This is a genomic window from Corynebacterium sp., assembly GCF_043426755.1.
In the GTDB taxonomy this organism is placed as follows: domain Bacteria; phylum Actinomycetota; class Actinomycetes; order Mycobacteriales; family Mycobacteriaceae; genus Corynebacterium.
The window spans coordinates 1-6,390 of record NZ_JBHWRP010000038.1 but is presented as its reverse complement, the minus strand read 5'-3'; the positions used below and the strand labels follow the sequence as shown (position 1 = coordinate 6,390).

Here is a 6,390-nt window from a genome sequence, read left to right as displayed (position 1 = left end):
AACGCAGGGTCGACCCAGCGCCTGCTCACCATGGATGCTTTTCGACGAGCCGGCGCCACCGTGGTTGGCCTGATCAATGAGCCAAGTGCTGCCGGTTTCGAATACACCCACCGCTACGCGCGCACCCTGAACACGAAGCGTACCTCGATCATCGTGTTTGACCTGGGTGGCGGCACTTTTGATGCGACCTTGCTGCGCATCGATGGGCTGGACCACGTGGTGGAACGTTCCACGGGGATCGCCCGTTTGGGCGGCGATGACTTTGACGATGTCCTGGCCGGTCTTGCCCTGCCACCACAGATGCTGGCCGATGGCGTGCCCCCTGCCGTGATGGACAGGATCCGCGAGGCCAAAGAGTCGATTAAGCCGCAAACCCGCCGGGTGCTCATCGATCTGCCTGGTGGGGCCGTCACCGTACCTGTCGCAGATTTTTATGAAGCCGCAACGCCCCTTGTAGAGCGCACAATGGAGGCCATCGCGCCCTTGCTCGGGGAGCAAGACAGCCTGCGCGATACAGAAATCGCCGGTATTTACTTGGTCGGCGGGGCATCGGCGTTGCCTCTGGTCTCGCGGGTCTTGCGGGAACGCTACGGCAGGCGCGTGCACCGCTCTCAGCTGCCTACCGCGTCGACGGCCATCGGTCTTGCGATCGCGGCGGATCCGGAGTCTGATTTCCACCTCACCGACCGCCTCGCGCGGCGAATCGGAGTATTCCGCGAGGCACACGAAGGCAGCCAAATCTCCTTCGACGAGTTGGTCGGCCCAGAAGACCCCACGACCACGGTGACCAGGCGTTACCGGGCCGCCCACAATATCGGCGTGTTTCGCTATATCGAGTATTCCTCGCTTGACGACGACACCCCGGGCGACTTCACGGTGCTGGCGGAGGTCTACGTTCCCTTCGACCACAACCTGCGTTACTGTTCGGACCTCACCCAGGTGGATGTGCAGCGCAGCGATTTTGGTCCCGCCGTCGTCGAAACGCTCAGCGTGGATAACAATGGCGTGGCAACGATCACGATCGAACTGGATGACGGCTACACGGTCACCGCTACCGCCGCGCCGGAACTTGGCACGGAACAAAGCCAAGAACAAAGCTAGGTCATACAATCTGTGCTGCCTGTACCGGCTAGACTGGTGCGCGTGACTGAAGCAAACGTGGGCAAGAACCGAGCAGACAACCTCCCGAAGAATTGGGAGCCTCAATCCCTGGAGGCGGAGCTGTACCAGGGGTGGGTAGATAAGGGCTATTTCACCGCCGATGCGCAAAGTGATAAGCCGGCTTATTCTATTGTGCTGCCGCCACCGAATGTGACGGGCCAGCTGCACATGGGCCATGCACTCGACCACACGCTGATTGATGTGATGGTGCGTCGGAAGCGCGTGCAGGGCTATGAGGTGTTGTGGCTGCCGGGGATGGACCACGCGGGTATCGCCACCCAAACCAAGGTGGAGGCTTTGCTCAAGGAAACTGAGGGCAAGGACCGCTACGACTACGGCCGCGAAGAATTCATCCAGCACGTGTGGGACTGGAAAGAAAAGTACGGTGGCACCATCCAGTCGCAAATGCGTGCCATCGGCGATTCCGTGGATTGGTCCCGGGACTCTTTCACCATGGATGAGAACCTCTCGCGCGCCGTGCAGACCATCTTCAAGATGATGTACGACAAGGGCATGATCTACCAGGATTACCGCCTGGTGAACTGGTCGCCCGTGTTGGAGACCGCCGTGTCTGATATTGAGGTGATCTATGAGGACGTCGAGGGTGAGCTGGTCTCCATCCGTTACGGTTCGCTGAACGACGACGAACCCCACCTGATCGTGGCCACCACGCGCGTGGAAACGATGCTGGGCGACGTGGCCATTGCCGTGCACCCCGACGACGAACGCTACGCAGATCTGGTCGGTACCGAGTTCGACCACCCGTTCCGCGATGATCTGAAGCTGAAGGTCATTGCTGACGATTATGTGGATATGGAATTTGGCACCGGTGCGGTGAAGATCACCCCTGCCCACGACCCGAATGACTATGAGATGGGCCTGCGCCACAACCTAGACATGCCGATCATCATGGACAAGACCGGCCACATTGCCGATACCGGCACTCAGTTCGATGGTCTGACCCGCGAGGAGGCCCGCGTCAAGGTACGTGAGGCACTGGCGGAGCAAGGTCGCATCGCCAAGGAGGTCCGCCCGTACGTGCACTCGGTCGGACACTCGGAGCGTTCCAAGGAAGCGATCGAGCCACGCTTGAGCCTGCAGTGGTTCGTCAAGGTCGATGAACTGGCGAAGATGGCCGGGGATGCGGTGCGCGAAGGCGACACGAAGATTCACCCACCGGCGCTGGAGAAGCGCTACTTCGACTGGGTGGACAACATGCATGACTGGACGATTTCGCGCCAGCTGTGGTGGGGCCACCGGATCCCGATTTGGTACGGACCGGAGCAAAGCGACGGAACCCGCGACGTGGTCTGCGTTGGCCCGGACGAGGAGCCACCAGCAGGCTATGAGCAGGACCCAGACGTGCTGGACACCTGGTTCAGCTCTGCGCTGTGGCCTTTCTCCACGATGGGCTGGCCAGAAAAGACTGCGGACCTAGACAAGTTCTACCCAACATCCGTACTGGTCACCGCCTACGACATCCTGTTTTTCTGGGTGGCGCGCATGATGATGTTCGGCACCTTCGCTGGTAAGGAAACCCCGGAGGTCCTGGGCGAAGGCACCGACGGCCGCCCGCAGGTGCCGTTTACTGACCTCTACCTGCACGGCCTAGTGCGCGATGAAAAGGGCCGCAAGATGTCGAAGTCCCTGGGCAACGGCATCGACCCGATGGACTGGGTGGAGGAATATGGTGCGGACGCGCTGCGCTTCGCCCTGGCCCGCGGCGCGAACCCCGGCGTGGACCTGCCGATCGGCGAGGACAACGCCCAGGCCGCCCGCAACTTTGCCACCAAGCTGTACAACGCCACCAAGTTCGCGTTGATGAATGGCGCGGCGGTAGGCGAACTGCCGGCTCGCGAGACGCTGACGGATGCTGACCGCTGGATCCTCGACCGCCTTGAGGAGGTCCGTACGCTTGTCGACGAGCGCCTGGATGACTACCAGTTCGCGAAAGCGAACGAGGATCTCTACCACTTCGTGTGGGATGAACTGTGTGACTGGTACCTGGAAATTTCCAAGACACAAATCTCTCGCGACCTTGACCAGGCGACAGAGCAGGAAAAGGCCCGCACCCGGTCCACCCAGATCGTGCTGGGGCGCGCTCTCGACGTGGTGCTTCGCCTGCTACACCCCACCATGCCGTTCATCACCGAGGTGCTGTGGACCGCACTGACCGAGGAAGAGTCCGTCACCCAGGCCCCATGGCCAACCTCCGAGGACACCAATGGTGGAGCAGCTACTGATGAAGTGGCGGCGCGAAGGATTCAGGACTCCATCAAGCTGATCACCGAGCTGCGCCGTTTCCGCGCCGACCAAGGCGTGAAGCCTTCGCAGAAGGTCCCGGGCAAGCTGGACTTCTCCGCGGCGGACCTGGATGGCCAGGAAGCCATGGTGCGCGATATTGCACGCGTGGAGGCGCCGGGAGAGGACTTCGCATCGTCGGCAAGCATTGAGATGCGCCTGAGCCAGACCACCCTGGACGTGGAGCTGGATACCTCCGGAACCGTGGACGTGGCTGCGGAACGCAAGCGTCTGGAAAAGGAGCTTGCTGCCGCAGAGAAGGAACTGGAAACCACCGCGAAGCAGCTGAATAATGAGCAGTTCCTGGCGAACGCGCCGGAGGCCGTGGTGCAGAAGATCCGCGACCGCCAGCAGGTGGCAACCGAAGAGCAAGCGCGCATCAGCGCGCGATTGGAGAACCTGAAATAGATGACGGGTAATCGCCCACATTCTGACGACGAACAGATCAAGCGCATCCTCGATGCCATTGACGCCAGCATCGACGACGGCACCGACGGGAACGACGGGGATGCTGACCTGACCGATGAGGCGGATCTGCCTGAGCAGCCCGCCTTCGACGTGGAGACCACCGATGCCGGCCGCACCCTTAACCTGGGCGGGGCGCCGGTGGTGGGCGAGGACCCCGTTGAGGTCGAGGGATTGGAGACCGAGACGGTCGAACCGATCCAGCGGCCCATCACCGATGACGACCGCGCAGCACTGGCGCGGGTGACCGAGGAGCTGGCGCAGCGGGCGAACGAGCGGGAGATCGAACCCTCCACCGAGAAGATCTCGTTGCTACTTGATTTCCTGGGTACGCCGCAGCAGAGCTACAAGGTGATCCATGTGGCTGGGACGAACGGGAAAACGTCAGCGGTGCGGATGATCGCCACGCTGTTGGAGGCTTTTCACCGGCGCGTGGGCTACTTTGTCAGCCCGCAGATCAGCGCCGTTAATGACATGATCAGCATCGATGGCCAGGACATGCACCCGGCGGACTTCGTGCGCATTTACGAGGAGATCGCGCCGTTCGTGGAAATGGTGGATGCCCGCTTCGATATTCCACTGTCGAAGTTTGAAGTGCTCACCGCCGTCGCTTTTGCCGCGTTCGCGGATGCTCCGGTGGATGTTGCAGTCATTGAGGCCGGCATGGGCGGGCTGTGGGATTCCACCAATGTGGCCGACGCTGACGTCAACGTGATCACCCCGATCGGTTTGGACCACACCGATTATTTGGGCGAGACCATCGCGGAGATCGCGGAGAACAAGGCCGGGATCATTCGCAACCCGAACGCCGTGGCCGTCATCGCAGCCCAGCCGGAGGAGGCGCTGGAGCCGATCCTGCAGCGGGCCGTGGAGGTCGATGCTGCCGTCGCCCGCTACGGCAGCGAGTTCACCGTGGCGGATTCAGCCATTGCCGTGGGCGGGCAGACCGTTCAGCTGCGTGGCTTGGGCGGGCTTTACGACGACATCTTCGTCCCCTTGTCGGGTGCCCACCAGGCGGCGAACGCGGCCGTCGCTCTTGCGGCGGTGGAAGCCTTCTTTGGTGCTCACTCGGGCCACCAGCTGGATCAGGACACGATCCGCCGCGGTTTCGCAGCCGTGGAGGTGCCGGGTCGGCTGCAACGCATGGACACCACCCCCACAACATTTGTGGATGCCACCCACAACCCGGCCGGTGCCCAGGCGCTGGCGGCCGCGCTGGAGCGCGACTTTAATTTCACCACCCTGATCGGCGTGGTGGGCGTGCTTGAAGATAAGGACGCAGCCGGCATTCTGCGAGCACTGGAACCAGTGCTGTCGGTGGTCGTGGTGGCGGGCTTGTCGTCGTCACGCGCAATGGACCCCTATGAGTTGGCGGAGCTGGCGCGAGAGATCTTCGGCGATGATCGAGTATTTGTCGATGACACGTTGGCCGGTGCGTACGCGACGGCTCGTGAGCTGGCGCTTGAGGAAATGGGTGGCGATGAGGCACAATCAGGCACTGGTATTGTGCTGACCGGCTCTGGGCAGGTCGTGGCACAAGCACACCCACTGTTTGCAAAGGATGCGGAGTAGATGAGCGACGAGAACTACGGCCCACTAGGCAAGGGCCACGAGCCTGCGAAGGACCCGATGAAAGGCTTCAACGGGGTGGTCTCCGGTGTGCTCATCCTCGAGGCCATTACCATTTTCCTGTCGTTGGCCGTGATCTTGAAGATCGACGACGGTCAGCTGTGGACCGCCTTCAACTGGGGGTACATTACCGCTCTTGGCGCAGCGCACACCGTGCTGGCGTTCCTCACGCGGTTTAAGTGGGCGCTGCCGGTGGCGGTCATCTTGCAGGTGTTCTTGCTGGCCGGCATATACATCCACTGGTCGGTTTTTGCCATCGGTGTGATGTTCGCCGTGGTGTGGTGGTTCGTTCTGACGCTGCGCCGCAACATGATCGAGCGCATGAAGCGCGGTCTGCTCACCACCCAACACTTGGGATAGCGTGATGGCCGGTTGGATCGTCGTCAATCACTTCTACCACTTTGACAAGTTCACTGAGCTGCACGAGTGGTTGCTGCGCGCGGCCGACCAGTCAGGCCTGAACGCCCAGCTTGTCACCAACGCTCAGGTGCAGGCGCAGCTGGAACGCGAACGCCCCGACTGGGTGGTGCTGTGGGACAAGGATGTTGCCGTGGGGCGCTGGTTGGAGGCCCACGGCGTACGCTGCTTCAACTCGGCGGCGGCGATCGAAGCCTGCGACGATAAGTTCCGCACTTACACCTGTCTGCTGCCCGCGGGCATCGCCCAACCGGAGACAATGGTGGTGCCGCTGCGTTTCCAACCAGTCGCGTGGCAGGAGCAGCCCTTCGTCGATGCCGCCATCGAGCACTTCGGGCTGCCGGTGGTGGTCAAGGAATCTTTCGGCTCCTTTGGTGCGCAGGTACATTTGGCCCGCGCACGCGAGGAGCTTGTCGC

Annotated in this window: 4 protein-coding genes and 1 pseudogene; all 5 read left to right on the top strand. The window is 61.9% G+C overall.

The window, feature by feature from the left end; translation table 11 throughout:
- Window positions 1-1,101 (top strand): Hsp70 family protein (locus ACHFGA_RS03305; RefSeq protein ID WP_394281007.1); only part of this gene is annotated, 1,101 nt, incomplete at its 5' end.
- Between the two features lie 42 nt (window positions 1,102-1,143).
- Entirely contained in the window at window positions 1,144-3,870 is a 2,727-nt protein-coding gene (locus ACHFGA_RS03300; RefSeq protein ID WP_394281006.1) for a valine--tRNA ligase, read from the top strand.
- Window positions 3,871-5,499: a bifunctional folylpolyglutamate synthase/dihydrofolate synthase gene (locus ACHFGA_RS03295; protein ID WP_394281005.1), complete on the top strand. Its 1,629-nt coding sequence runs from the start codon at window positions 3,871-3,873 to the stop codon at window positions 5,497-5,499.
- Window positions 5,500-5,916 (top strand): DUF4233 domain-containing protein, encoded by a 417-nt coding sequence (locus ACHFGA_RS03290; RefSeq protein WP_394281004.1) that lies wholly within the window; start codon window positions 5,500-5,502, stop codon window positions 5,914-5,916.
- Window positions 5,917-5,920: 4 nt separating this feature from the next.
- Window positions 5,921-6,390: pseudogene (locus tag ACHFGA_RS03285) on the top strand (RimK family alpha-L-glutamate ligase); the annotation flags it as partial.

Coding starts and splice junctions, on each gene's coding strand:
- ACHFGA_RS03295 (WP_394281005.1), top strand. CDS start 3,871: ATGACGGGTAATCGCCCACATTCTGACGACGAACAGATCAAGCGCATC.
- ACHFGA_RS03290 (WP_394281004.1), top strand. CDS start 5,500: ATGAGCGACGAGAACTACGGCCCACTAGGCAAGGGCCACGAGCCTGCG.